Genomic DNA, 24,207 nt, shown 5'->3' with positions numbered 1-24,207 from the left:
ACATGACAAAGCTCAAACTCGGTCCCCTGGCCGACGACAAGCCGGTGAAGGTGGCCATAGAGCTTCCCGCCCAGCTTCACCGCGACCTCACTGCTTATGCCGAGATCCTCTCTCGTGTAACTGGCCAATCCGTCTCCGATCCAGCAAAGCTAATCGTTCCTATGCTGGAACGCTTCATCGCGACGGATCGCGCCTTCGTAAAGCTCCGGCGTCATACTACTTAGATCGGAAGGTATCCAACGATCGATAAGCACGCGACAAACGATCGTGACATTTTCCTGGCCATGCTGAGGAGGCGTCGTCGAGCTGGATTATCATTCCTCCTGGACCACACCGCGCTGAACGGAAGGATGTCGTTGAGGATTGGACGGTAGGTGATACCGGGCATCTGAGCAGCAACCATCGCTTCGCTGACGATCGTCAAACCCTGCCCGATCGCCACAAGAGACAGGAGATTGTCTCGACCTACATATTGCGCTTGAATATCTGGATGATAGCCAAGAGTTGCCAACCGCCGTACCAGATAATCCCGTATCTCTGGGCCAGGGGCCGCATCGCTTACTACAAACGATTCGAATACCAAATCAGGCCATTCTAAACTCTCTCGTCCTGAAAGGTTATGGCCGACCGGCAACACTGCAAAAACACGCTCCGACCAGAAATGAGTGGTCTCGCACTCAGGCCAATCCTGAGTGCCGGTAAGAAAAGCGACGTCCATCTCGAACTTGCGGATAGCGGTTACGTGTTGCTCGGGGTGGCCTTCGACGAACTCTATTTTAACTTTGGCGTGGCTTTTGTCGTAGGCACTGACCAGTTCGGCCAGGAATCCCGATGCGATCGACGAGAATATTCCTATCCTCAGCCGCCCATTCTCCGCACGCCCGATATTACCCAAATCTTCGACGCTCTGCCGAATGAACCTAAGCACTCTGCGTGCTTGAGGCAGAAATCGTTCTCCCGCAAACGTGAGAGTAATGCCAAAATTATGACGGTGGAATAGTGACGTCCCTATATGATCTTCCAGATCACGGACGCACCTGCTGATGGTTGATTCCTGTATTTCTAACGATTTACCCGCCTTTCGAAAACTCCCTTGCTCCGCTGATGCAACAAAGTAACGCAAATGACGGATTTCAATCCAAGATTCATAGATTTTTCTAGCTTTATTGACCATGTATCCTATTTATAGGTGAGTGGAGCGGCGATAGATTTTTTAATACTATTCCAAGCAATCGTTTCTTATGACATTTTGATGTAGTCGCCTGGCGCGTCTGCAAGCGGCGTAATGACCGTGCTGGCGTTCAAGTGTCGCGCGGATGCGTCGCGCGCTTGAGACCTCTCGGCCATCCAATCCGCCCATTCCGGCCACCAAGATCCTGGCTTGACGGGCGTATTCTCCACCCAATCGTCGGGAGAGACATAGGTATCGCCGCGCGCTCGCCTACTGACCTGATACTGGCGCCGCGGGCGGCCCGGCTCACTGACGATTCCTGCATTGTGACCTCCATTCGTCAGAGCGAAGGTGACCTCCGTCGCTGTGAGAAGATGCAGTTTGTAGACAGAGCGCCATGGCGCAACGTGATCGGTGGTTGTGCCGACGCAGAATATCGGGAGGTTGATATCCCCAAGCGAAATAGGCTTGCCCCCCACCTGATATCGGCCGGATGCCAGGTCGTTCTGCAGGTAGAGACGACGAAGATATTGTGAATGCATCTTCGCGGGCAGACGTGTGCCGTCGGCATTCCAGGCCATCAGATCGTTCATCGGTCTGCGGTCACCCAAGAGATACTCATTGATGATGCGCGACCAAAACAGGTCGTACGAGCGTAGCAACTGGAAGGCCGCCGTCATCTGCTCGGCATGCAGGTAGCCGACTTCGGCCATCTGCGCTTCGAGGAGCGCGATCTGGCTTTCGTCGATGAGCAGACCGAGCTCGCCTGGCTCGCTGAAATCCGTCTGGGCTGCGAGCAGGCTCACGGATGCCAGCCTGTCGTCGAGGTCGCGGGCCATGGCGGCCGCAGCGATGGAAAGCAGCGTACCGCCGAGGCAATAGCCAGCCGCATGCACTCTGGCGCCGGCCGCAATCGTGTTGACTGTGGAGAGCGCAGCGTGGAAACCAAGGTCGAGATACTCGGCCATGCCCATGTCGCGGTCGCCGGGATCCGGGTTTTTCCAGGAGATGCAGAAGACGGTGAAACCCTGATCGACAAGGTAGCGGATCAGGGAATTGTGGGGCGACAGATCAAGAATGTAGTATTTCATGATCCATGCAGGAACGATCAGGATCGGTTCCGGATGGACCACTTCCGTGGTGGGCTCGTACTGGATGAGCTCGATCAGCCGGTTCCTGAACACGACCTTGCCCGGCGTGGCGGCGACGTCCTTTCCTACGACAAAATTCTCCGTCCCGGCCGGGGGCTGATTGGCCATTCGGCGCGCGATGTCGTCGAACAGGTTGGAGAGGCCACGCGCCAGATTGGCTCCGTTTTCATCGAGGCTTTTCCTGATGACGACTGGATTAAGCATCGCGAGATTACTGGGCGAAAGCATCTCCATCCACTGCTCCACACCGAAGGCGACGAGACGCTGATGATGCGGGTCAACGCCCCAGACATCGCGCGTGGCCTCTCCCCACCAGCGACGTTGCATTTCGAAGGACTGTCCGAACAGGTTGAACGGCCATTGGCCCCATGAGGGGTCGGCGAACCGCCGGTCCGACAAAGGTGGCAAGGCGCCAGCACTCTGACCATCGTCACTCTGGGAAAGTCCTGCCTTGATGATGGTCTGGATTCGCTCCAGTTGATCAAGCGCCAATCGCGAGAGTTCGGCGCGCTTACCCGGACTTGTCGCGAGATGGCTTGCCCAGTCCATCCACGCGAGCAAGGGCGATTCCGGTGAAATCGAAGACCATGCACGCGACCACGCTGCGTGCGCCTCTTCGTCCAGTTCCTTGCTCGATTTTTCTTCTTTTCTTGATTCCATCTCAGTCACTTCCACCCGCCGCGACCATCGGCGGGCCCGGCAAACATTTCGGTTCCTAGTTAGTTGAGGCCGCCCGAAGCTCGGGTCACGTCCTCTGGGGGCGTCCACGCCTCGGAGGAGATTTCGCTTCAGATGTGCCGGCGGCCGGCGCTTGCGTCGCCTGGGGGGACGGCGCGGCAGGTTCCGAACCCGTCACTGGCGGCGTTTCGGCCTCAACCGCTTTTGCCTGCCGGGCTTTCTCCGCTGCGCGCCCGAACATCTCCGTCACCTGCGCAAGGGCCGCATTGCCCGCATCCGGGAGCGTGTCGCCGCCAGCGTGCGCCAGTTCCGAGATGATCATTGCGACCCTGTCGATCTCGTCGGCGTCCGACCCTTCGAGCAGCGCAGGGAGCGCTTCGATGGTCGCATCGCCCTTATAGGCAAGCAGCAGGGCCTGTTCGCGCACGAGCCGCCGGAAGAAGCCGGGATCGAAACCGGAATGAGCACCGTCGTTCCAGAACCGGGCAGCGTGGTGGTAGAGACGTTCGTCGATGCTGCCCTGGTGATGGAGGACATGGAACAGGGCGCGAAGGGAGGCCTCCAGCAGCCCGCCCTTGTGCAACTGGTCGTCCAAGCGGGCGACCATCTGCCGGACCATCTCGCGGTGCTCGGGGGTATCACCTGGATGGGGCCGGGCCGGACGCGCGTCGTCCATCGTCTGTCCGGCGAGAGCCTTCAGTCCCGGCGAGCCGTACAGGACATCGAACCACATCGCGTAGATCTGGTCCCGGTGGTCGCGATATCGATCCAAGAAATGCTCGACTGCACGCGACAGGTCCTGCTGCATGACGAGGAACGGATTGTCGGAAGGCACCGGCTGACGGTTCTGGCGAACCTCGCTGGCGAGCTCGCTCACGGTGCTCGCCAGCGGATGGTCGCTCGACCATAGTTCGAACGATGCCCGCAGCGGATGAAGCGCCTGCAGCCATCGGGCGGAGTAGGACGTCGAGAAGGCCCGTATCCAGGGCTGCAGCGTGTTGCGGTAGAGAGCCAGGTTGATGTCGGAGACCCGGGCGGCCGCGGCGAAGCGGCAGTCCGATTCCGGATCCGGACGGACAATGTCGCGAACTTCCCCGATGCTGCTGCGCCTGACCGACATCAGGTGGGAGTCGGCGAAGTCGCGGACGTCCTGGGGCGTGGCGTCGACCGTCGCCCGATAGATGCCCGCGGGGAAGAGGTCGATCTGGTCGATCATGCTCGCGAACTTGCGGTGCTCCTTCTTGCTGACGCTGCTGGAGACGAAGATGCCGAGATGGCCGATGCTGTCATGCGTGGTGTAGAGGATGGTCTGGTCGTGGCTGAGCACCTCGTCGTCATCGCGATAAAGGTCGGTGATCCAGCCCAGGGCCTGCGCAGGCGGGGTGATGTTGTCGCCGTATGAGCAGAAGACGACGATCGGCGAGCGGATGTTGCGCAGGTCGATGCGCAAGCCGTCGGAGGTCATGAGTTGCGCGGTCGAGAGCTTGTTGCCGATGAACAGGTTGTCGACGATGTACTGCATCTCGACGTCGTTGAGGAAGACGTAGCCGCCCCAGTATTTCTCGAAACCGATATAGCGCTCGGCCTCGGTGTCGGCGCTTGCGTAGACGTTGTACTGCTTCGACCAGAGCGTGTTGGCGGGATCGAGGTTCTCGAAGTTCTGCACGAGCCATGCGCCGTCGAATCGGCCGGCGCCTATGTCGCCGGTCAGCGCGGTCAGCCAGCTCCCACCGAGCAGGCCGCCGGCATAGCGCATCGGATTGTTGCCCGCCCAGTAGGACAGCGGCGTGCCGGCTACGATCAGCGGCCCGAACAGGTCTGGCCAGACCGCCGCCGCCATCAGCAATTGCCAGCCGGCCTGACAATTACCGATCACCGCCGGCTTGCCCTCGCTTCCGGGATGCAACCCGCCGACTCGCTCGACGAAGGCCGAGAAGGTGCGCATGACATCCTCGATGGTCTGGCCGGGAACGGGATCGGGCAGGAAGCCCACGAAGTAGCACGGGTGACCAGCCTTGATCGCGGCGCCGATCTCGCTGTCGGGCTTAAAGCCGCCGATGCCGGGCCCATGCCCGGCGCGCGGGTCGATTACGATGAACGGGCGCCGCGTCTCGTCGGCCTTCTGGCCGCCGGACGGTACGATCCGCACGAGCGCATAGTTGGTCGGTCGCGGCAGGTCCGCCCCCGACATGACGGATTCGAAGGGGAAGTTGAGGACGCCGGGACTGCCGTCCCGCAGCTTGTCGCGATACTGGTCGCCCACCTGTCTCTCAATATCCGCATACAGGATCGAGCGCTGCCATGCATCGATCCCATAGGCATAGGCCGCTTGCAGCAGCGCCAAAGGATCGCCATGCAAATCCGACCATTGCGTTTTTGAGGTTGTTGGCTCGGACATGGGTTTCCTCCGATGCATCGCCATTTGACAAGGACAGGACGAAGGCTCGCGCCTCAACCTGACGGTTCAGTTCGCCTCCAGCGCCAGAGCCACGCCCTGTCCACCACCGATGCACAGCGTCGCCAGACCTTTCCGCGCGCCACGTCGTTGCATCTCATGAATGAGCGTCACAAGGATGCGCGCCCCCGAGGCGCCGATGGGATGCCCGAGCGCGATCGCGCCGCCGTTGACGTTGACCTTCGAAGTATCCCAGCCGAGCTCCTTGTTCACAGCCAGCGCCTGTGCCGCGAAAGCCTCGTTGGCCTCGATGAGATCGAGATCGCCGATGGTCCAGCCGGCCCGCTTGAGCGTGCGCTGCGTGGCGCTGACCGGGCCAATGCCCATGATGGCGGGATCTACGCCGGCGCTGGAATATCCTCTGATCCAACCCAGCACGGGCAGCCCGAGGGTCTTCGCCTTGGCCGCGCTGGCGAGTACGAGCAGGGCGGCGCCGTCGTTGATCGTCGAGGCATTGCCAGCGGTCACCGTGCCGTCCTTCCTAAAGGGCGGCTTGAGCTTGGCGAGTCCTTCTGCCGTCGTGTCCGCGCGCGGTTGCTCGTCGGTGTCGAAAACGACCGGGTCACCCCTGCGCTGTGGAATGGTGATCGGTGTGATCTCGTCGCGGAAACGGCCGGAAGCGCTCGCGGTGACGGCCTTGTTCTGCGAGGCGGCGGCAAACGCATCCTGATCCTCACGCGTGATCGAATAGCGCTCCGCGAGGTTCTCGGCCGTGATGCCCATGTGATAATCGTTGAAGGCGTCCCAGAGACCGTCCCGGATCAGGCTGTCCTCGATCTGTGCATGGCCGAGCCGAAGTCCCGTGCGGGCCCTGGGCAGCAGATAGGGGGCAAGCGACATGTTCTCCTGGCCGCCGGCCAGAACGAGATCGGCGTCCCGGGCGCGGATCGCCTGAGCCGCAAGATGGACCGCCTTCAGGCCCGAGCCGCAGACCTTGTTCAACGTGAGTGCCGGCACCGCATGGGGGAGGCCGGCCTTGAGGGCGGCCTGGCGCGCCGGATTCTGTCCGCCTCCGGCCGAAACGACCTGCCCGAGAATGACCTCATCGATTTCTTCGGGGGCGATTCCCGTCTCCTCGAGCACGCTGCGGATCAGCGCGGCACCGAGATCGGAGGCCGGCAGGTTGGCAAGGCTGCCCTGGAAGGCACCGATGCCGGTCCGTGTTGCTGCCAGTACGGCGACGTCCTTCGTCATTCTCAACTCCTTAAGTCGCCGGCACGCACGGGACGACGCGGGACCTTTCGCCCCGTGCGTGCCGGCGCGGCGTCAGTACATGTGCTGGCCGCCGTTCATCGCGATGTTGCTGCCGGTCATGTAGGCGGCGGCGTCACTTGCGATGAAGGCGACGAGCGCCGCGATTTCGTCGGGTTCACCGAGGCGCCCGACCGGGATGGCGCCGACGATCTTGGCGAGAACATCCTCGGGGACCGCTGTCACCATCTTGGTGGCGAGATAGCCGGGCGAGACCGTGTTGACGGTAATTCCCTTCCTGGCAACTTCCTGAGCCAACGCCTTGGTGAAGCCATGGATACCTGCCTTCGCGGCAGAGTAGTTAGTTTGCCCGAACTGGCCTTTGCTCCCGTTGATCGATGAGATGTTGATGATCCGCCCCCAGCCGCGTTCGAGCATACCGTCGATGAGAGGCTTGGTGACGTTGAACAGCGAGTCGAGATTGACCCGCAGGACCGCGTCCCAGTTTTCCTTCTCGAGCTTGCGGAACGTGGCGTCGCGGGTGATGCCCGCGTTGTTGACGAGAATGTCGACCCGATGGCCGTCGGTGCCGATGCGCTCGGCCATGCGCAGACATGACTTGAAATCGGCGACATTCACGTCGTAGGAAACGAAACTGTAGCCTTTGGCTTTCTCGGCGGATAGCCATTCGCGGGCGGAACCCTCGTCGCGTGCATGGGTCACGAGCACCTTGTGGCCTGCGTCGTGTAGAGCCCGGGCGATTGCCTCGCCCAGGCCTCCCATGCCACCGGTCACCAAAGCAGTCCTTGGTTCAGTCGACATCGTTCACGCGCCAGCGGATTTTTCAGAAGTCTTCACGCCCGGAACAGGCCAGAGGTTGGCCCACTGCTTGAAGATGTCCCGGATCGGTTGCGCCGAACCCACGCCGCCCACAGTCTCGCTGACAGCTTTCTGCCAGGTTTCGATCGCCTCCTGGAGGCCACTGGTGAACGCCGCCTGATTGCTGATCGCCACTTGGGTAAGCTCTTGCGTATCTCCGACACGCTGCTGTAACTGCCGCCAGAACGATTCGCCTGGCAGTGTCGCGAGGCTTTGCCAGTTCTCGGCTTTGCGAAGGCCTTCGATCTCGGCCTTGACCTCGGCGATGCCTTCGGCGCTCGCCTGGGAAGCAACATCGACCCACCGCTTGCCGCCCTCCTGGAGGAGGCGGTTGATCTGAATCTGCAATTCAAGGTTGGCTTTGTGCAATTTAAGGGGCACGACGTCGACACTCATGGAAACCTTCCTTCGGTTTTGATTTGCCCGGGGGCGGGATTTTAGACCATCGCTTCGATCGCCCGGCGGAGTCGCTTGCATCTCGCATCGGCGAAGCCGAAAATGGGATGCTGCGGCGAGGCATGTGGGACGAGCTGCCGCGTGATCTTTTGGCTGGACCTGTATTTGGCTCCCAGCAAACCTGCTTTTTGTCGAGATCGTGACAGAAATCTGCGGCTGGCATGTACCAGTCCGGATGAGGGAATGCCCACAAGCTCCTCCAAACGGGCCAGAGACAGACCTAAGTCTGCAGCGCTAAGGGTAGCGAGCCGGGAACAAAAGTTCTATATTTAATTAAGCCCATAAGACTTGTATTACTCGCCGTAGTTCGGAATATGTTTCAATATTAATCGCCTTGATGCTCATGCATGACTCCAGATTCTAAGAACAACTTTAAACTATAGTTACGATCAATTAGATGCCGTTCTTTATCATCGGTAGATGACGACTCAATCATCAGCTGATGACAGTGCGCGAACCATATGTAAATCGGGTTCGGCTTGTCAATAGCGTTCAAAACAATGACCGCTTGCGCATCGGGCGCCGTCGATCCGGGATCGCGGATCGAGGCGGATCAACGAACATTTCGGCGGAGTTAACAGGGTAATCCGTCGACCCGTTACGTTTGACACCAGCTACGACCTCCTACGAGCTTGATCGCGGCGAGGCGGTTTTGTGCGTGCCTGTCGTGCTTGGTTGCGATTCGTCCAAAGCTTTTGATGCGATTGGAAAAGCGCTCGAGGAGATCTCGCTGGCGGTAGCGCGGTGCGAGAGGGCATAGGTGACCTTGCTGTTTGCCTTGAGGGGGAAAACGAAATCAGCAAAGGAGGACATTCAGATCGTCAGAATCGTGGAAACTGAAGACGTCCGTCAGGTTAAATCACCATAGTTTCAGCGGCCCTGCATCAGTTTATCACGAGTTATCGATGCTCCGCGCCAATGGGTCTTCGGCTATTTCTCAGGCTAGCGGGGACCTCTGTTCATCAGCGCCGCCGCCGAGATGATTTCCAGCCTCTTTCTGGCGACCGGGAAGGCTGCTCTCAGGGAATGAAACCTAAGGGGCATTGGTGCGAAGGAGGGACCGACTAACCGCCTCCGAACAACCGATCCTGTTGATTTCGACGCCGGAGCGCGATGCAAATATCAGGTGACATACCCGCAGCATCAGCTATCGTCATCAGTCGTTGACCATTGGGTGTTAGAAATATACCGTGCGGTCAGTCGTTCACTCGCGAGTTGTATCGCCAGTGATATTTGCGCAGATCGCTTCCAGTTCTTAAGTCCCAACACGATCTCGCGCTTAGCAACGTGGATGCAACAAGGAACATTATGTCGCTTGATACCAGAAAATTATCGCTAATCGATCGCTACTGGCGTGCGGCCAATTATTTATCCGTTGGCCAGATTTATCTGATGGACAATCCGTTACTCCGCGAACCGCTGAAACCGGAGCATGTCAAACCGCGCCTCCTTGGGCATTGGGGAACGACCCCGGGGCTCAACTTCATCTATGCGCATTTGAATCGGATCATCACCGAGCGCGACGCGGACATCCTCTATGTCTGCGGGCCTGGGCACGGTGGCCCCGGCATGGTTGCGAATACCTGGCTGGAAGGCGTCTATTCCGAAACCTATCCCGAGATAGGTGATGATGAGCCCGGAATGAGACGGCTGTTCAAGCAATTCTCATTTCCAGGCGGCGTTCCGAGCCACGTTGCGCCGGAGACGCCAGGCTCGATCCATGAAGGCGGTGAGCTGGGTTATGCGCTGGTTCATGCCTACGGCGCCGCGCTAGACAATCCCGATTTGGTGGTGGCTTGCGTGGTAGGCGACGGCGAGGCAGAAACCGGACCGCTCGCGGCCGCATGGCATTCTAACAAATTTGTCAATCCGGCCCGTGACGGAATGGTTCTGCCCATCCTGCACCTCAACGGCTACAAGATCGCCAACCCCACCGTTCTTGCGCGGCTTTCCGACGACGAGTTGCAGCATCTTTTCATCGGCTACGGCTATGAGCCGTTCTTTGTCGAGGGTAGCGAGCCCGCTGAAATGCACCAGCAGATGGCCGGAGTGTTCGACACTGTCTTCGATCGGCTCGCTGCGATCCGAGGGAAGGCATCCTCGTCATCGGTGCGCCCGCAGTGGCCTATGATCATTCTGCGCAGCCCCAAGGGCTGGACAGGACCTAAGGTCGTGGACGGCAAGATGGTGGAGAACCACTGGCGCTCTCATCAAGTGCCGGTCGCGAATTGCCGCGAGGACGAAGGACACCGCGCTATCCTCGAGGAATGGCTGCGGAGCTACGGCCCGGAGGACTTGTTCGATGAAAGGGGCGCACTGAAGGCAGAGCTCAAGGCCTTGGCACCCAAGGGTCCGCGGCGCATGGGCGCCAATCCGCATGCCAACGGCGGCCTTCTGCGCAAGGAACTGCGTACACCCGACTTCCGCAGCTATGCCGTGGAGGTCGGCCGGCCCGGCGCGGCGGAAGCGCAGGCGACGAAAGTTCTCGGCGATTATCTACGCGACGTCCTACGGCTCAACGATGACGAGCGGAACTTCCGTGTGTTCGGGCCGGACGAGACGGCTTCCAACCGGCTCGGCAGCGTGTTCGAAGCGACGGACCGGGTCTGGATGGCCGAAACGCTCGAAACTGACGATCATCTGTCGCCCGACGGGCGCGTTATGGAAGTACTGTCCGAGCATCTGTGCCAGGGATGGCTTGAAGGCTACCTGCTCACTGGCCGCCATGGGTTCTTCTCTTGCTACGAGGCGTTCATCCACATTGTGGACTCCATGTTCAGCCAGCACGCCAAATGGCTGAAGGTTTCGCGCGAACTGGAATGGCGCAAGCCGATCTCCTCGCTAAACTATCTTCTGACTTCTCATGTATGGCGGCAGGATCATAACGGGTTCAGCCATCAGGATCCCGGCTTCATCGATCTCGTTGCAAACAAAAGCGCCGACATCGTCCGCGTCTATCTGCCCCCGGATGCGAATACCCTGTTGTGGGTCGGCGATCATTGCCTCAAGACGTGGGATCGGGTGAATGTCATTGTCGCTGGCAAACAGCCCGCGCCTCAATGGTTGACCATGACGGAGGCCGAGCAGCACTGCGAGGCGGGCCTTGGAATATGGGACTGGGCTGGAACCGAGGACGGATTGGAGCCAGACATCGTGATGGCCTGCGCCGGCGACGTGCCGACCATGGAAACGCTCGCCGCTGTCGACCTCTTGCGGCAGGCTCTGCCACATCTGCGCATCCGAGTCGTGAACGTCGTGGACCTGATGGCGCTGCAATCGCCGCAACACCACCCGCATGGTATTTCTAACGAGAAGTTCGACAGCATCTTCACACGCGACCGACCGGTGGTCTTTGCGTATCACGGCTATTCTTACCTTATCCATCGCCTTGTCTACAAACGCGCCAACCATCCAAATTTCCATGTGCGCGGCTTTATCGAAGAGGGGACCACGACGACGCCCTTCGATATGGCCGTCCTCAACGAGTTGGACCGGTTTCATCTGGCCATCGAGGCGATCGAGCGTCTTCCCGTCCTGAAGGAGAAGGGAGCGGAGATCGTTGCAGCACTCCAGGAGAAGCTCGTCCTGCACAAGGCGTATGTGTATGAACATGGAGAAGATATGCCCGAAATCCGGGACTGGACGTGGCCTTAACGCTGACGAAATCATCTCAGGAACCGGAGAATGCTGATACTGTTCGGTGCCTTACCTTGCATCGCTTCCAAGCCGGGGCGGATCATTCGTGTAGCCACTTGTGCGGCTTGATGACAGGTCGTCACCTGTCTCGATGACATTCTTCCCCACTCGGATGGGCTAAAACGCTCCTTGTGGGCATGAGGTCGATGTCTCCCCAGCAGGCCCGCTGATCAATTGGTTGGTGCCTGCCTGGAAACGAGACATGGAGAGATCACAGAAGGGACTGCTGAATGAAGGGCGACGGAAATCCCTGCGGTCGCGCCCCGCAGACACCGGATGACTACTCGCTCCGCGTCGCGGAGGAAGTCGTAGACAAACTCGCCAGTGACGCCCAGCGCGGTCTGACAAGAACGGAAGCAGCACGCCGGCTGGCAGAAAATGGTCCCAACGAACTGCGTGCGGTGCCGCCGATTCCTATCTGGCAGCGCCTGCTTTCCCAGTTCCGGGATCCACTCGTGTATCTGCTGCTCGGAGCAATTATTATCGCCCTCGCGGCATGGGCTATTGACGGGCATGCGGGCTGGCCTATCGACGCAGTCGTGATAGCCATGGTGGTCCTGGCGAATGCAGCTCTTGGCTTCGTGCAGGAAACAAGAGCTGCTGATGCCGTGGCCGCGCTGGCGCGAATGACCGCCGTTACCTCCTCCGTTCTGAGGGACGGCGAGCGAATCCGCATTCCCTGCGCCGAGCTTGTGCCGGGCGACATCCTGCTGCTTGAGGAGGGTGACGCCGTCGGAGCCGATGCAAGGTTGCTTAGCGCAGCAAGCCTTCGCGTGCAGGAAGCCTCGCTCACCGGCGAAAGCGAGGCCATCCTCAAGGATGCAGCCATTCTGCATCATCCTGCCCCGCTGGCCGAGCGTTTCTGCATGGTGTTCAAAGGGACCGCGGTGGTTCAGGGAACTGGTCGTGCAATTGTCACCGGAACCGCAATGCGGACCGAAATCGGCACCATTGCGCAGATGCTGGACGCCAGCAAGGAGGAAACGACACCCTTGCAGAAGGAGGTCGCCCGGGTCGGCCGCGCGCTCGGGATTGCCGTTGTCGCCATCGCCATCGTCGTGGTCGCGACAGTGCTTTTGGTTTCCGACATCCACGGCCCTTCCGACGTAATTTCCGTTTTGCTGATGGGCGTTTCGCTGGCCGTCGCCGCAGTCCCGGAAGGCCTCCCCGCCATATTGTCCCTGGTGCTCGCGCTTGGCGTCCAACGCATGGCGGGACGAAAAGCCGTGGTCAAGACGCTCTCGTCGGTCGAGACGCTCGGCTCGGCTTCCGTCATCTGTTCGGACAAGACAGGAACGCTGACCCGATCCGAAATGACGGTCGAGCGCATCGTAACGGCGTCCGGCAGCAGCCGTGTCACTGGCGTCGGGTATGCGCCTGTCGGCAATCTGGAAGTTGAGGGCGGTGGAGGTTTCAAGGGGCCTCTGCGCGCCGAGCAGATCGTGGTTCTGAGCGGCGGCAGTCTGGCTGGCAATGCTGCCCTGCGCCAGGCGGAGAACGGAGTCTGGGAAATTCAGGGCGATCCCACTGAGGCCGCTTTTCTGGTTGCCGAGCGTAAGCTCGAAATTGACGACCGCCGCAGGCGACGCTTCGAACGCATCAACGAAATTCCGTTCAGTTCAGACCGCAAGATGATGTCGACCATCGAGATCGACCATGAGCATGGCAGCGAGCGGATTCTCGTTACCAAGGGAGCACCGGATGTTCTGATGGCTCGTTGTACGCATGTACGGATCGGTATGGATGTCGTTCCATTCGACGCCGGACAGCGCGCGCATGCCGCCGCCGAAGTTGAACGGCTCTCCGACGACGCCTTGCGCACTCTGTCGGTCGCCTATCGGCCGCTGGCCGATGGCGAAGACACGGAGGAGGGCGAAGACCTTGAACATGATCTGATCTTTGTCGGCACGGTCGGGATCATCGATCCGCCTCGGCAAGAAGCGGCCGTCGCCATATCGAAAGCCCGCCGGGCCGGAATACGCGTGATGATGATCACCGGCGACCATCCGCGTACGGCATCGCGCATAGCCGCTTTGCTTGGCATCGTCGATCGCGGCGCGAAGGCTTTGACCGGGGCCGATCTCGACGCAATGGACGATGCCGCGTTCGCGGCGGCAGTTCGCACGATTTCGGTCTATGCCCGCGTCGCTCCCGTGCACAAGCTGCGCATCGTCGATGCTCTGCAGGCCGATGGCAATGTCGTGGCGATGACGGGCGACGGCGTCAACGACGCGCCGGCGTTGAAGGCGGCGGATATCGGCATCGCAATGGGAATCAACGGGACGGAAGTTACCAAGGAAGCGGCCAATATGGTGCTGGCCGACGACAATTTCGCCACGATCGTCGACGCCGTGCAGGAAGGACGCGGAATCTTCGACAATATACGCAAATTCCTGCGCTATCTCTTGTCTTCCAATATGGGCGAGGTGCTGACCGTCTTCCTCGGCGTCATCGGAGCGGGCATGATAGGATTGGCTGACGCCGGCGGTGGCGAACTGGTTCTTCCGCTGCTGGCAACTCAAATCCTTTGGATCAATCTGATCACGGACTCCGGCCCTGCTCTTGCCATGGGTATCGATCCGGAAACGGACGACGTGATGGCGCGACCGCCTCGCAAATCCAACGAGCACGCAATCGACGCGCAAATGTGGCGGAGCGTTATCGCGCTCGGCCTGGTGATGGCGCTGGCAGCGCTTCTGACCATGGATTTCTATCTGCCCGGCGGGCTCATCGAAGGGTCTCAGAGCCTGGAACGAGCACGCACGGCGGGGTTCACCGTGTTGGTTTTCTCCCAACTGTTCAATTGCTTCAGCGCCCGATCAGAATCCAGCAGCGCGTTCAGCTATTTGTTCGCGAACAGGTGGCTTTGGGCGGCGGTCGGCTTGTCTGTTGTCCTGCAGATAGCAGTCGTCAATGTGAGCTTTCTCAACGCCGCGTTCGGAACGGTGCCTTTGTCACTTGATCAATGGTTGCTCTGCCTTGCGATGAGCAGCAGCGTCCTTTGGTTCAGCGAAATCCGGAAGTGGATCACCCGACGTTACAACAAGAAGCGGGACTTCGTTGCCGCCTGAGACAGCCGGTGGCACTAGGGCATCTTCGATAGAGAAACTAATGATCGTAACAGGCTTCGCATGACGCCCCGATAGCTCGCGTTCCACCCCCTGACGGTCCACGGCGAGGAATCCACATGACTATAAGCCCTTGCCGGATATCCAACGGCTCCTTGGGCTCGGCTTCTCACTATCGAAACCGTGCCCGCGGAGCACGACGTGGATCTTCTCAGGTTCGATGCCTGCGGTATGCTTCAAAGATGAGCATGGCTAGGAACGATCATGATGTCACACTGGACCTCATGGAGAATATTGCCTGCCACACTGTCGATAAACAGGTTCAGGATCGTGCTCCTGCTTTCTGTGCCGGCAATCACCAGATCAATATCGTTATCGTCGACATATTCAGCCAGTTGCCCCGCTGGATCGCCCTCCAGCGTGACGACTTGAACCTGGCAAGCTCCGCCTGTCATCAGAGATTGATCCAGGGTGTCTCTGGCTCGTTGGGCGATATCTTTTGAGAACTGGTGACTATAAGCCTCTTTGTTCTCGACCCAGTTCTTGAACGGAGGATCGAATGCATGGAACAGAATAAGGGTTTCAGGTCGGAAGAACCTGACAGTGGTTTCGAGCACGGCAGACGCAGCCGGGGAAACATCTGTCGCTACGACAATCCGGTCGCCTGTATCGACCGACTTCTTTTTCACCACAAGCACGGGCAGTCCGCTCTCTCGCAATAGAGACGTCGTCGTGCTGCCCAATAAGGACCGACCATCGGTTTCGTTGCGCGATATTCCCGTGACGATCAGATCAGCTTTATCCCATAAAGCGATCTCCTTGATCTCGACGAGTGGACGGCCTCGTCTGACGACGACGGCGCTTATGAGCCCATCAATACCTGTAAGCTCTTCACGCAGGCGTATAGCGTTGCGCGAAACGGCGCGCGGAACAGAGCTCATCTCAGGCTGCTCAAGGAAGTCGTCTTCGTCTTCGATCACATGAACCACCGTCAGACGCGCCTGCCACTGAAGAGCCAACTGAATGGCGCGCTCCTGTGACCTGTCGCAACGGGCCGAGAAATCCGTTGCGAAAAGTATATGTCTCGGGGGGCATGTTCTCCATGCCGTCCTCACCTTCAGTTCGCGGAGCGCTCGGTCGTCAGCTATCAATGGGAGGGACGCCCGTAGGCATGCCCTGTTCGGCAGAACGAATGTGCGAAGGCCGAAATATGATATCCGGCCGGTCTTCGACTGAAACGAAGCCCTCCGAGGCGTGGAGCCATTCCTGTATCATCAAGTCGATGACTTCCTTGCGCGGAAGGGCGAGGATCTCCGCCACAGCGTCGACCGCCATGGCAAGGTCGTGGTCGAAGGTGACCTCGCCGGTATTCCATGCGTGAGCGGCAGCAATGAACAAGGCTTCCCGCATTTCCCGCGGCACGACCAGTGCGACCGCCTGGTCAAGCCCAGCTATCGCAGTTTCAGAATCCAGCACATCTCACTCCTCAGTAATGCAGAACACGGCCGTACGCATATATTGTGCGACGCAAACGCAAGAGCGGGCCTGTCGAAACGCCGCCAATGAATACTTGCGATATCAGCTCGCTTGATTGATCGCCTGAAGCGTCACCAACGTGCCTTGCCGCCCTTCCAGAATCCCGCGCGCATCTTCAAGCCGGCCTATTCCAGCAATCCCGCCCGCGTTCGCAAAATCGCACGCCGCTTCGACTTTCGGTCGCATGGACCCGGCCGCGAACACGTCGCTGGTCAACTCGGCAGGCGTTACTTTGCGGATCGGCCGCCTATCGACCGTTCCCCACCCCTCATAAACAGCGTCCACGTCGGTCAGCATCAGGAAAGCGTCGGCCCCGAGCGCCTTGGCGAGAAGCCCGGCTGCTCTGTCCTTGTCGATCACCGCTTCCAGTCCCCGAAGCGTCCCATCGGCTTCGCGCATGACCGGGATACCTCCACCGCCGGCGCAGATGACAGTGACGCCAGCCTCGACAAGGAGCCTGATCGTCTCGATCTGGGTAATATGCTGAGGTAGTGGTGACGGGACGACCCGGCGCCAGCGGCCCTGCGCTTCTTCTACCACAGGCCAGCCATGTGCCTCTTTCGCCTTTAGCGCCTCGTTCTGCGTGTAGACCGGACCTATCGGCTTTTCCGCGCGAGCGAAGGCGGGATCGTCCCGGTCCACCTCTATCTGGGTCAGCAGTGTCGCGATCCTTGAACCCGCAGGCATCGCATTGGTCAGCTCCTGCTCGACCAGATAGCCGATCATGCCGACGCTCTCTGCACCCAGGACATCGAGCGGATAGGGGTCGACGTCTTTGTAGGCCGCCGCCTGTAAGGCGAGGAGACCGACCTGTGGTCCGTTTCCATGGGCGACCACGATGTCATGGTCGCGCGCCAGATCGGCCATCGCTGCGGCCGCCTTGCGAACGTTGGTGCGTTGCGCATCGGCCGTCATTGGCTCGCCGCGCTTGAGGAGCGCATTGCCGCCCAGTGCTATCACGACCCTCATGTCACGACCCCAAGGTTGCGACCAGCAGGGCCTTGATCGTGTGCATTCGGTTTTCCGCCTGGTCGAAGACGATGGACGCTTCGGACTCGAAGACCTCTTCGGTCACTTCCATGCTGTCGATGCCGTATTGCTGGAAGATCTTCTCGCCGATCTCGGTCTCGCGATTGTGGAACGCGGGTAGGCAGTGCATGAATTTCGCATGCGGATTGCCCGTCGCCGCCATGATGTCAGCGGTGACACGATAGGGTGTGAGCAGTTCAATGCGTTCCTTCCAGACCGAATCCGGCTCCCCCATCGACACCCAGACGTCGGTATAGACAAAGTCGCAGCCCTTTACCGCTTCGGCAGCATCTTCGGTCAGCGTGATCTTCGCGCCCGTCCTGGCTGCGATCTCCCGGCATTTCCGCACGAGATCCTCTTCGGGCCAGCACGCCTTCGGCGCGCCGAGGCGCACATCCATGCCGATCTGCGCGGCGCCTGCCAGCAGCGAGTTGCCCATGTTGTTTCCGGCGTCACCGAGGAAGGCGAAATTCACCTGCGACAGGTGCTTGCGCGTGTATTCCCGCATAGTCAGGAAATCGGCGAGAATCTGCGTCGGATGGAACTCGTCGGTCAGTCCGTTGTAGACCGGAACGCCGGCATAGGCCGCCAAGGTTTCCGCCTGTTCCTGTCCGAAGCCGCGATACTCGATGCCGTCATACATCCGCCCGAGAACGCGGGCGGTATCCTTCATCGACTCCTTCTTGCCGATTTGGGTGCCGGTTGGCCCGAGATAGGTAACGTGGGCGCCCTGGTCATAGGCGGCCACCTCGAAACCCGTGCGTGTGCGCGTCGAATCCTTCTCGAAGATCAGCGCGACGTTTTTGCCTTTCAGGCGTTGCTCCTCGTAGCCGCCATATTTCGCCTGCTTGAGCGAAGCTGACAGTTTGAGCAGGAAACGGATCTCGTCCGACGTGAAATCGAGCAGCTTCAGGACACTGCGACCTCTCAGGTTAACGGGCATGATAGACCTCCTTTAAACCGGATCCCGGATGAGGGGGCACGTCATGCAATGACCGCCACCCCTACCGCGGCCGAGTTCGGCGCCCGGCACGGTGATGACCTCTACGCCTGCCTTGCGAAGCTGCGTGTTCGTATAGGTGTTGCGGTCGTAGGCGACGACGACGCCAGGCTCGAGCGCCACGACGTTGTTGCCGTCATCCCATTGCTCGCGTTCAGCGACATAGGCATCGCCGCCCGTCTCGACCACGCGCAACTGCTTCAGCCCCAGCACCTCGGCCGCGACCTCTACGAGCGGCCGCTCTTCCTTGCGTGCATCGATCGTGCCTTCGCGCTCGCCCGGACGAATGGAATAGGGCTCGATCTTGTGGGCGACATCCGCAAAAAGCGTCACGAGATCGCGGTCGCAGAAGCTGAAGACGGTGTCGAGGTGCATGGAGGCGCGCTCGACAGGCAGTTTGCAGGCGATCACTCTTTCCGCGCCGCCCTGTGCGAACAGCGACCGCGCGAGCTGACCGACGGCCTGTGGTGTCGTCCGCTCGCCCATGCCCACAAGAACCGTTCCGTTGCCGATCGGCATGACGTCGCCCCCCTCTAGAGTGGCAAGGCCGTGGTCCTTGTCGGGATCGCCCCACCAGACCGGGAAGCCCGTGTCGCGGAAATCCGGGTGGAAGCGATAGATGGCGGCGATGTTGACGGTCTCGAGCTTGCGCGCGTTCCAGCGCATCGGATTGAGCGTGACGCCGCCATAGATCCAGCAGGTCGTGTCACGGGTAAAGAGGTGATTGGGAAGCGGCGGCAGGACAAAATCCTCCGGCCGCAGCGTTTCCGCGAGAAGGCCGGCGCTTTTGATCGGTAACTCCGTCTTGCTCAGTCCGCCCAGCAGGATCAGGGAAAGGGCGTCCGCCTCGATCTCCATCAGATGCGCCCTGAGATCATCGGCGAAGCCGACGCCAACCGTGTCGTCATTGACCCGCCGTTCAAGAAGCCAGCGGCGAGCCTCGGGAATCTGTAGCGTTTCTACCAGCATCTCGCGCAGAAACACGACCTCGACGCCGCGATGGCGCATGGCGTCCACGAAGGTCAGATGCTCGACGCGGGCCTGCTTGACCCAGATGACGTCGTCGAAGAGCAGTTCGTGGCAATTCGACGGGGTGAGTCGGGCAAGCGCTGCCCCAGGTCGATGGACCAGAACGCGCCGAAGCTTGCCGACCTCGGAATGGACTCCGTAGGCGTGGGGCATGACAATCTCCTTCAGACGATGATGGCGGCGATGCTGAGGCTCGCCATGATGATGACGGTGAGGATCACGAGAAGCGGCCACATGAAGCGCAGCCACCGTTCGTATGGGATGCGACCTATGGCGAGCGCACCCATGACCACGGCGAAGGTCGGATTAATGAGATTCACGATGCCATTCGCCGACTGATAGGCAGTGACGACCAGATCGCGGCCCACGCCGGCAAAATCGGCGACCGGGGCCATGATCGGCATCGACAGGACCGCAAGACCCGACGACGACGGCACGAAGAACGACAACAGGATCTGGAGCCAGTACATCACGTTGATGAAGGCGACTTTGCCCAGCCCGGCAACTGAGACCTCTGCCCAGTGCAGGATCGTATCGGTGACCTTGCCGGCATCCATGATGACGACGATACCGCGAGCCAAGCCGATGATCAGGGCAACGCCAAGCAAATCGCGTGCTCCGTTAACGAAGGCATCCGTGAAGTTCTTCTCACCCGTTCGCGCAATGACGCCTATGACAATGGCGGAGGCGAGGAAGAGACCGCTCATCTCGCCCATCCACCAGCCGCCCTTGAGCACACCCCAGATCATCACCACGAAGGTGATGCCGAAGACTGCAAGCACGACCTTGTGTACCAGGGTGAAGTCGATCGTCCCCTCGTGATGAGCGCTGAGGAAAAGCTTCTCGTTGTCGGCTTTCATGTCGTAGACGAGCGATTTGCTCGGATCGAGCCGAACCCGTTCCGCATAGCGCATGACGTAGGCAACGCAGGCGAGCCAGGTCAGCCCGAGAATGACGACGCGCAAGACCAGGCCTTGCGTGAACGGCACGCCGGCCGCGTCAGAGGCGATAACGGTGGCAAATGCGTTGACCGTGGACCCCAGGACACCAACGCCTGCTCCAAGGAGGATGATGGCGACGGCGGTAACCGCGTCATATCGCGCGGCGATCATAATCGGGATCAGCAGCATATAGAAAGCGAGCGTTTCTTCGGCCATTCCATAGGTGGTGCCGCCGAAGGCAAACAGCGCCATCAGGAACGGGATCATCCACTTTTCCCGTCCCTTGAGCTTGGCCATAGCGCGCTCGATTCCGGCATTTATCGCGCCTGTCGAGGTGACGACCCCGATGAACCCGCCAATCACCAAGACGAAAAGAGCAACATCGATGGCGTTTGCGGTGCCGGCTGCGGGGTCGTAGAACCCCCGGATCGGCGCCATGATGATGTCGAGTATCCCCTGGGGCGCCGGCTCGGTCACAGCATATGTGCCTGCAACCGGCACATGCTTGTTCAGGGCAGCGTTCTGGACGCGATCGTACTGCCCGGCTGGTATGATCCATGTGAGTGCTGCGACCAGAATGATCAGGCCGAACAGGATCGTGAATGCGGTTGGAAACCGGAACTGACGTTCCTTCGATGCTTCAGAAATCTCGCTCATGAACCCCTCCGAGAAACGGTCGATATTCAAGCTTCGCGGGCGGCTACGACTTGCTCGGAACGGAGAAAGCCTCTAGGTGCAGGCGAAGAAAAACGACCGTTGCTCGTTTTTTAGGCTGAGGAATTGATCTGAGTCAACGGCTGATGACTAATGCAGGCGCATTTTGGGTGTGATCGCGCCGTTCCAAGCCTTGATTACTATGGTCGAAATCGTCGCTAACGTTGCGAGGGACGCTCAAGCGCTGGCGTTACCGTTACCGTCCATCAATTCGAGCACCTGCATTTCAGGACCGAACTTCAAATCTAAATACTAATCACTTTTATTTATGCGAAAGCAATATCAAGTCCTTTGCTTGAGAAAGCTTGCCCCGGGTATGCCCTCAACAACACATTGCACCGCCCTGAACTGGAACTCCGTCAAATCCGCTCCGGCGACCGCAACTGTCCCGTCGCGCACGTCGATGTTCAGCCTGACTGGATCAAATCCGAGGTCATTGCGGATACGCGCCGAAGCTGCAAGCCTGATACCTTCGTCTCCACGCGCAATGTGTTCGATACCCGAAAAGGAGGTCGCCTTTAAAAGGTCGCGGCGGCTGACGATCCCGATAACCGCGCGGTCGGACGTTACCGGAATACGCTTGATGTTGCGGCTCAGCATGGTCTCGGCCACCGTCGCCAACGGTGTGGAAGGGGCGACCGTAATAACCTCCGCCGTCATGACGTCACCAACGCGCCAGCTGTTGGATCGGATATAGTTTTTGAGATCTTGCTCATTGGTCATCGGATGAACCTGCCGGCCGAGCAAAGACTTCCCGATTTCCTTTCGACCCATCAGATCGCCTTCGGTGATAATCCCGACGAGATTTCCCTCGCTACCGGTTACCGGCAGACCGCTGACGCCGCGCTCCAGCATCACGGAAACAGCGTGACGCACATGAGCATCCACACTGATCGTTGCGACGTCGCGGGTCATGATGTCAGACGTAATCATGCGCATCCCTTTTGAAACGCGGCCTCGATCCGATCAGGCGGCTTTGCTTGACATGTCGAGCACGACGCGGCCCTCGACACGGCCAGCTTTGAGCTCCTCAAAAATCCGGTTGATGTCCTCAAGCGGCGCCGGCGTGACCTGAGCCTTGACTTTGCCTTCGGCAAAAAAGGCGATGGCCTCGTCAAGATCCCGACGCGTGCCGACGATTGAGCCCCGCACGGTTATGCGCTTCAGGACGACATCGAAAATAGGCGTCGCGAATTCGCCTGGCGGCAATCCGACCAAAGCAACGGTGCCTTTTCGTCGAACGAGCTGGAGCGCCTGCGAGAACGCCGGAGGCGATACCGCGGTGACGAGCACTCCATGTGCTCCGCCGCCTGTTGCTTCGAGGGCCTCGGCGATGGCGTCCGGGGACCGCGCGTCGAGAGCGACATCTGCCCCAGTCCGCCTTGCCAAAGCCAGCTTCTCAGGTGTGACATCCAGTGCAATGACCTTCAATCCCATTGCTTTGGCGTATTGGATGGCCACCTGGCCTAGGCCGCCGATGCCGGAGATGGCGACCCATTGCCCGGGTCGCACTTCCGTTTCCTTGAGCCCTTTGTAAGTCGTGACGCCGGCGCAGAGAATAGGCGCGACCGCCGTGAAATCAACGTCGTCAGGCAGTCTTGCAGCGAATGCAGCATTGGCGATCGCGTATTCCGCAAAGCCTCCATCGCAGCTGTAGCCCGTATTGTGTTGATGCTCGCAAAGCGTCTCCCAGCCGGTTTCGCAATGTTCGCACCGCATGCAGGCGTCATGGAGCCATGCGATGCCGACGGCATCGCCGATTGCAAAGTCCGTGACACCTGGACCGAGGGCCGCGACGGTGCCTGCTACCTCATGGCCGGGAATGAAGGGCACGGATGGCTTGACCGGCCAGTCGCCGGAGGCGGCATGCAGATCGGTGTGGCACACGCCACAGGCGGCCACTTTCACCAGCACTTCGCCCGGGCCGGGCACGGGTATCGGAACGTTCTCGATTATCAGCGGCTTTCCAAATTCATGAACAATCGCAGCTTTCATAAGTCCTTGCATGACTGACAACCTCCTGTTCGAATAAACCGCTTTTGTCTTTCAACCGGGTGACCTTGATGACGCCTTGCGGATCATCGCGGCCCGCGCTCGCCTATTGCAGGAAGGTCCGGAAGCGGCGTAGCGCAAAGACAAAGAGCGCTGCGCCGATAAGCACGAGAGCCAGCAGCTGTGGCCACACCACATCGAGGCCCGCACCGCGAAACAGGATCGATTGCGCAAGGATCACGAAGTGGGTGTTTGGCGCTGCGAGCATGATGTCCTGAATGATCTGCGGCATGCTTTCGCGTGGAGTGACGCCACCCGACAGAACCTGAAGCGGAAGCAGAACCAGCATCAACAGCAGCCCGAACTGCGGCATCGAGCCCGCGATGGTGGCGAGGAAAATTCCCATGCACGTGGTGGCGATGAGCTGTAGCGCCGCACCTGCCAGAAAAAGGCCGACGGAGCCCTGGATCGGCACCTGAAGAACCCCTTGCACGACGAACACGATCGAGATGGCAGAGGCAACAAGCACGACGAGCCCCATCGACCAGATCTTGCTCAGCATGATCTCGGTCGGCGTCACCGGCATCACGAGAAGATGCTCGATGGTGCCATGCTCGCGTTCACGTATGAGAGCCGCACCCGTGAGCACGATCGAAAGCATCGTGATCGATGAGATCACATTGGAAATGGCGCCGAACCAACCCTTGTTGAGCTCCTGGTTGAAGCGGGAACGCAGAGCGAGATCCACAGGAACCTCGGTGGTTCCCCGGTAGCGGTTGAGATATTCGCTGACTTCGCTGGAGACGATGGACTGGATATAGCCGCCGCCGCTGAAGGCCTGCGACATGCGGGTGGCGTCGACATTGAGCTGGATCGTAGGCGTTCGACCGGCAAGCAGATCACGCTGGAAATTCGGCGGAATGTCGAGGGCGAAAGTGTCGAGCCCCGCATCCATGCGACTGTCCATCTCATGCTGGGAAATGACCTTGGGGATAGAGAAATAAGGCGGGTAAAACGCGGTCAGGATGCGGGAGGAGACGGGAGACTGGTCTTCGTCGACGACAGCAATGGCTGCCTTGTTGAGCGTCTCAGGCATCGACGTCGAAGCCGTGTAGATCGACAGGGTGAAGGCATAGAGGATGAGGACGACAAGCATTGGGTCCCGGGCGAGACCGCGCAGCTCCTTGATGCCGAGTTGGGCGATGTTGGCCAAGCGCATGG

General features: G+C 59.8%; 18 protein-coding genes and 1 pseudogene. 3 read left to right on the top strand and 16 right to left on the bottom strand.

Features of this window, described 5'->3' with window-relative positions:
* Positions 1–2 precede the first annotated feature (2 nt).
* Positions 3–224 carry a DUF2274 domain-containing protein gene (locus tag P7F60_RS25860; RefSeq protein WP_094543411.1) on the top strand — a complete coding sequence of 74 codons (222 nt, stop codon included), beginning with the start codon at positions 3–5 and terminating at the stop codon, positions 222–224.
* Here P7F60_RS25860 and P7F60_RS25855 read toward each other — a convergent pair.
* The 7 genes and pseudogenes from P7F60_RS25855 to P7F60_RS25825 form a co-directional block, all read right to left on the bottom strand.
* Positions 221–1,174 (bottom strand): LysR family transcriptional regulator, encoded by a 954-nt coding sequence (locus P7F60_RS25855; protein ID WP_277920573.1) that lies wholly within the window; start codon positions 1,172–1,174, stop codon positions 221–223. The genes P7F60_RS25860 and P7F60_RS25855 overlap by 4 nt on opposite strands.
* A gap of 65 nt (positions 1,175–1,239) precedes the next feature.
* A complete protein-coding gene (locus P7F60_RS25850) occupies positions 1,240–2,982 on the bottom strand; it encodes an alpha/beta fold hydrolase (protein WP_064332039.1) in 1,743 nt (580 codons plus the stop codon).
* A gap of 85 nt (positions 2,983–3,067) precedes the next feature.
* Positions 3,068–5,398, bottom strand: a complete 2,331-nt coding sequence (locus tag P7F60_RS25845; RefSeq protein WP_277920572.1) for a DUF3141 domain-containing protein — start codon at positions 5,396–5,398, stop codon at positions 3,068–3,070.
* A gap of 66 nt (positions 5,399–5,464) precedes the next feature.
* Positions 5,465–6,649 (bottom strand): acetyl-CoA C-acetyltransferase, encoded by a 1,185-nt coding sequence (locus P7F60_RS25840; protein ID WP_277920571.1) that lies wholly within the window; start codon positions 6,647–6,649, stop codon positions 5,465–5,467.
* 72 nt (positions 6,650–6,721) lie between these two features.
* Entirely contained in the window at positions 6,722–7,468 is a 747-nt protein-coding gene (gene phbB, locus P7F60_RS25835; RefSeq protein WP_064332042.1) for an acetoacetyl-CoA reductase, read from the bottom strand.
* A gap of 3 nt (positions 7,469–7,471) precedes the next feature.
* On the bottom strand, positions 7,472–7,921 hold the full coding sequence (locus P7F60_RS25830) for a phasin family protein (protein ID WP_064332043.1): 450 nt from the start codon (positions 7,919–7,921) through the stop codon (positions 7,472–7,474).
* A gap of 658 nt (positions 7,922–8,579) precedes the next feature.
* Positions 8,580–8,720 (bottom strand): annotated as a pseudogene (locus tag P7F60_RS25825) (IS5/IS1182 family transposase); the annotation flags it as partial.
* A 548-nt stretch (positions 8,721–9,268) separates the two neighbouring features.
* On the opposite strand from P7F60_RS25825, the gene P7F60_RS25820 reads away from it, so the two are divergent.
* A complete protein-coding gene (locus P7F60_RS25820; protein ID WP_255619448.1) occupies positions 9,269–11,635 on the top strand; it encodes a phosphoketolase family protein in 2,367 nt (788 codons plus the stop codon).
* A gap of 272 nt (positions 11,636–11,907) precedes the next feature.
* Positions 11,908–14,748, top strand: a complete 2,841-nt coding sequence (locus P7F60_RS25815; protein WP_064332045.1) for a cation-translocating P-type ATPase — start codon at positions 11,908–11,910, stop codon at positions 14,746–14,748.
* A 233-nt stretch (positions 14,749–14,981) separates the two neighbouring features.
* Here the strand turns inward: P7F60_RS25815 and P7F60_RS25810 are convergent, their stop codons facing one another.
* From P7F60_RS25810 to P7F60_RS25770, 9 genes are all read right to left on the bottom strand, one after another.
* Positions 14,982–15,860: a universal stress protein gene (locus P7F60_RS25810; protein WP_234189395.1), complete on the bottom strand. Its 879-nt coding sequence runs from the start codon at positions 15,858–15,860 to the stop codon at positions 14,982–14,984.
* 25 nt (positions 15,861–15,885) lie between these two features.
* Positions 15,886–16,221: a hypothetical protein gene (locus tag P7F60_RS25805; RefSeq protein ID WP_064332046.1), complete on the bottom strand. Its 336-nt coding sequence runs from the start codon at positions 16,219–16,221 to the stop codon at positions 15,886–15,888.
* Between the two features lie 102 nt (positions 16,222–16,323).
* Entirely contained in the window at positions 16,324–17,250 is a 927-nt protein-coding gene (gene arcC, locus P7F60_RS25800) for a carbamate kinase (protein WP_064332047.1), read from the bottom strand.
* 1 nt (position 17,251) lies between these two features.
* Entirely contained in the window at positions 17,252–18,253 is a 1,002-nt protein-coding gene (gene argF / locus P7F60_RS25795) for an ornithine carbamoyltransferase (protein ID WP_142170056.1), read from the bottom strand.
* A 12-nt stretch (positions 18,254–18,265) separates the two neighbouring features.
* Positions 18,266–19,492, bottom strand: coding sequence for an arginine deiminase (gene arcA, locus P7F60_RS25790; RefSeq protein ID WP_142170058.1), 1,227 nt, complete (start codon positions 19,490–19,492; stop codon positions 18,266–18,268).
* Between the two features lie 11 nt (positions 19,493–19,503).
* Complete coding sequence (locus P7F60_RS25785) at positions 19,504–20,937, bottom strand: YfcC family protein (RefSeq protein WP_142170060.1); 1,434 nt, start codon at positions 20,935–20,937, stop codon at positions 19,504–19,506.
* Positions 20,938–21,276: 339 nt separating this feature from the next.
* Entirely contained in the window at positions 21,277–21,927 is a 651-nt protein-coding gene (locus P7F60_RS25780) for a CBS domain-containing protein (RefSeq protein ID WP_191856005.1), read from the bottom strand.
* Positions 21,928–21,960: 33 nt separating this feature from the next.
* Complete coding sequence (gene adhP, locus P7F60_RS25775) at positions 21,961–23,001, bottom strand: alcohol dehydrogenase AdhP (RefSeq protein WP_277920570.1); 1,041 nt, start codon at positions 22,999–23,001, stop codon at positions 21,961–21,963.
* Positions 23,002–23,092: 91 nt separating this feature from the next.
* The gene (locus P7F60_RS25770; RefSeq protein ID WP_277920569.1) at positions 23,093–24,205 is read right to left on the bottom strand and encodes an ABC transporter permease; all 1,113 of its coding nucleotides are present in this window, start codon (positions 24,203–24,205) and stop codon (positions 23,093–23,095) included.
* Positions 24,206–24,207: the final 2 nt, after the last annotated feature.

Origin of the sequence: Rhizobium sp. YJ-22 (assembly GCF_029601685.1) — a bacterium.
In the GTDB taxonomy this organism is placed as follows: Bacteria; Pseudomonadota; Alphaproteobacteria; order Rhizobiales; family Rhizobiaceae; genus Metarhizobium.
The sequence above is the reverse complement of the archived record's forward strand: the minus strand, read 5'-3'. Positions and strand labels throughout refer to the sequence as shown.

Bases quoted from the DNA above. Each gene is read 5' to 3' on its own strand.
- P7F60_RS25860 (WP_094543411.1), top strand. From the start codon at position 3: ATGACAAAGCTCAAACTCGGTCCCCTGGCCGACGACAAGCCGGTGAAG.
- P7F60_RS25855 (WP_277920573.1), bottom strand. From the start codon at position 1,174: ATGGTCAATAAAGCTAGAAAAATCTATGAATCTTGGATTGAAATCCGT.
- P7F60_RS25850 (WP_064332039.1), bottom strand. From the start codon at position 2,982: ATGGAATCAAGAAAAGAAGAAAAATCGAGCAAGGAACTGGACGAAGAG.
- P7F60_RS25845 (WP_277920572.1), bottom strand. From the start codon at position 5,398: ATGTCCGAGCCAACAACCTCAAAAACGCAATGGTCGGATTTGCATGGC.
- P7F60_RS25840 (WP_277920571.1), bottom strand. From the start codon at position 6,649: ATGACGAAGGACGTCGCCGTACTGGCAGCAACACGGACCGGCATCGGT.
- phbB (WP_064332042.1), bottom strand. From the start codon at position 7,468: ATGTCGACTGAACCAAGGACTGCTTTGGTGACCGGTGGCATGGGAGGC.
- P7F60_RS25830 (WP_064332043.1), bottom strand. From the start codon at position 7,921: ATGAGTGTCGACGTCGTGCCCCTTAAATTGCACAAAGCCAACCTTGAA.
- P7F60_RS25815 (WP_064332045.1), top strand. From the start codon at position 11,908: ATGAAGGGCGACGGAAATCCCTGCGGTCGCGCCCCGCAGACACCGGAT.
- arcC (WP_064332047.1), bottom strand. From the start codon at position 17,250: ATGAGGGTCGTGATAGCACTGGGCGGCAATGCGCTCCTCAAGCGCGGC.
- argF (WP_142170056.1), bottom strand. From the start codon at position 18,253: ATGCCCGTTAACCTGAGAGGTCGCAGTGTCCTGAAGCTGCTCGATTTC.
- arcA (WP_142170058.1), bottom strand. From the start codon at position 19,492: ATGCCCCACGCCTACGGAGTCCATTCCGAGGTCGGCAAGCTTCGGCGC.
- P7F60_RS25785 (WP_142170060.1), bottom strand. From the start codon at position 20,937: ATGAGCGAGATTTCTGAAGCATCGAAGGAACGTCAGTTCCGGTTTCCA.
- P7F60_RS25780 (WP_191856005.1), bottom strand. From the start codon at position 21,927: ATGATTACGTCTGACATCATGACCCGCGACGTCGCAACGATCAGTGTG.
- adhP (WP_277920570.1), bottom strand. From the start codon at position 23,001: ATGCAAGGACTTATGAAAGCTGCGATTGTTCATGAATTTGGAAAGCCG.
- P7F60_RS25770 (WP_277920569.1), bottom strand. From the start codon at position 24,205: ATGCGCTTGGCCAACATCGCCCAACTCGGCATCAAGGAGCTGCGCGGT.